Origin of the sequence: Candidatus Protofrankia californiensis (assembly GCF_900634765.1) — a bacterium.
Lineage (GTDB): Bacteria > Actinomycetota > Actinomycetes > Frankiales > Frankiaceae > Protofrankia > Protofrankia californiensis.
In genome coordinates, this window is sequence record NZ_CAAAFT010000313.1 from 13,562 (window position 1) to 15,457 (window position 1,896).

The window sequence follows — 1,896 nt, forward strand, 5'->3', positions numbered from 1 at the left end:
GACGACGCCTGGCCGCCGTTGTGGTTGATCTGGGCGAGGATCGGCACGCCGTGCGCGTGCACCGCGTCGGTGATCCGCCGGTAGCCGGGGATCACCTCCGGGTTGAACCCGTGGATGAGCTTCTCGTACGGCCAGTCCGTGGGATGCGTCGAGTGCTCCTCGGTGATGATCAGCCCTGCACCGCCCGCCGCCCTGGCCGCGTAGTAGGCCGCGTGCTGCTCAGAGGGCAGACCGTCCTGCGCGTAGTTGGTCAGGTGCGCCGAGAAGACCACGCGGTTATCGACGGTGAGTGGACCGATGCGCAACGGGCTGAACAGGTGCCGATAGCGGCTGGTGGCACTCATGTCGCCTTCCTGTGGACGGGTTCCTGTGTGCGGGTTGTTCCTGTGTGCGGGGTGCTGGCGCACCGGCATATGGGGATCACCTGCGTACCGGCGGCTACGGATCGCCGGCCTGCCGGCGCTAACCTCGGTGTGCCGCGGCCGGCGGTCCTGGGTGTGCGGCGGCCAGCGGCCGGGCTGCCGGGAGGCTCGTACGCCCCGCCCCGACCTCAAGGGCCCGTCGGCGACCCTCCAGAACCGCTTCGAGAACCGTCCGCGGCGCCACGCAGTCGCCGGCCCGGGGTGTGCCCGGACGGGCCGTGTACAGGGTCTCCTCAGGGAGGCGGTGACCGCAGTCGACGAGCACCGCACACGGCAGCGCGCGGCGCTCACCCGTCCAGACGTCCTCCAGCACGACCCGCCCGCCGCCGACCGACCGCGGCAGCACCCGCAGCTGGCGGCGCACACCCGCCCGCTGGAGCCGGGTGTTGGCCGGCGCGAGGTCACCGGTGAGAGACAGCAAGGTGCCCGCCACGGTGTCGGGCGTGCCCAGGGCCACTTCGCGCCCGGCACCGGCAAGCCATTCGGCGAGCCCGATCGCCACCGGTCCCCCGACCGGATCGTGGACGAACACCGGGCCGGGGGGAACGGCGTCCAGACCGCCGCGCAGCACGTCGAGCACGTCGAGCACGATCGTTCCGCCGATGTCGGGACAACCCTCGGCGGCGCCGCTGCCACTCTCGCCGGCCCCGGCCCCGGCCCCATCGGCAGTCGTCCTGTCGATGTCGGGACGGCCCCCGCCCCCGCCCTCGCCGCCGCCCTCGCCCTCGCCGCCACCGCCACCGGCACCGGCATCGGCATCGGCATCGGCATCGGCCAGTCCGTAGCGGCGGGGCACGGGCCGGGAGCCCGTGGCGAGCACGACGTCCCAGCCGTCCGCCGCGGCCGTGTCGAGATCGTCGACGGTCACCTCGACACCGAGGTCGACCTGCACGCCCAGCCGGCGGCACTGCGCTTCCAGCCAGTCGGTGAGCAGGGCCAGCCGGATCCGGCCGGGGCCGACCGAGGCGGCCCGCAGCGCTCCGCCGAGCGCGCCGGTGCGTTCGGCCAGCCGGACCCGGTGCCCGCGCAGCGCCAGCACCCGGGCGGACTCCAACCCGGCGGGTCCACCGCCGACCACCAGCACGTCGCGGGCCCGCGGGTCGGTGCCCGCGACGGTTTCCCCGGCGGTCTCGTGGCCGCTGTACGGCTCACCGACACAGCTCACGATCGGATTGCGGTTGTCACGCACCCGGCAGGCCTGATTGCACAGGATGCAGGGCCGCGCCTGTTCGGCCGTCCCCGCGCGCACGAGGCGCACCAGGTCGGGCTCGGCGATCTGCGCCCGGGTCATCTCGACCATGTCGGCGACACCGCCGGCCAGGGCAGCCTCGGCCACCGCCACGTCCACGACGCTGCCCTGCAGCACCACGGGGACGCGCCCGGCGGCGCTGGCCCGCATCTGCCGGCACAGCTCCAGGTTGAACGCCGGCGACGTGTGGGCGGTGGGCCGGTAGGCCGAGGTGGAGAAGGGACC

General features: G+C 74.3%; 1 protein-coding gene and 1 pseudogene. Both read right to left on the minus strand.

Annotation, left to right across the window (positions count from 1 at the left end; all coding sequences use genetic code 11):
- A pseudogene (locus DD1DGNOD_RS16685) lies at positions 1–344 on the minus strand (mycofactocin system FadH/OYE family oxidoreductase 2); the annotation flags it as partial.
- Positions 345–462: 118 nt separating this feature from the next.
- A partial coding sequence (locus DD1DGNOD_RS29665) for an FAD-dependent oxidoreductase (protein ID WP_241255784.1) occupies positions 463–1,896 on the minus strand: 1,434 nt, incomplete at its 5' end.